This is a genomic window from Parvimonas sp. M20 (assembly GCF_035282425.1).
Classification (GTDB): Bacteria; Bacillota; Clostridia; order Tissierellales; family Peptoniphilaceae; genus Parvimonas.
In genome coordinates this window covers 1-270 of the sequence record NZ_JAYKBQ010000173.1, presented here as the reverse complement: position 1 = coordinate 270, position 270 = coordinate 1, and the positions used below count along the sequence as shown (strand labels likewise).

At 54.8% G+C, this 270-nt stretch carries 1 protein-coding gene; it reads left to right on the top strand.

Annotation, left to right across the window (positions count from 1 at the left end):
- Positions 1 to 77: 77 nt before the first annotated feature.
- Positions 78 to 270: SPOR domain-containing protein (locus VJI93_RS08860; RefSeq protein ID WP_324009333.1), on the top strand; the 193-nt coding region annotated here is incomplete at its 3' end.

Below are 270 nucleotides of genomic sequence, written 5' to 3'. Positions count from 1 at the left end.
CGAAGCCGAAACCGGTGGAGCCGCCTAAACCAAAGGTTGAAGCACCACCTGCGCCGAAGCCAGAACCGAAGCCGGTCGTGGAAGAAAAAGCTGCACCGACGGGTAAAGCCTATGTTGTGCAACTGGGTGCGCTGAAAAATGCCGATAAAGTGAATGAGATTGTCGGTAAGCTGCGCGGTGCCGGTTATCGGGTTTATACGTCGCCATCCACGCCAGTGCAGGGTAAAATTACCCGTATTCTGGTTGGGCCGGATGCCTCGAAAGATAAGC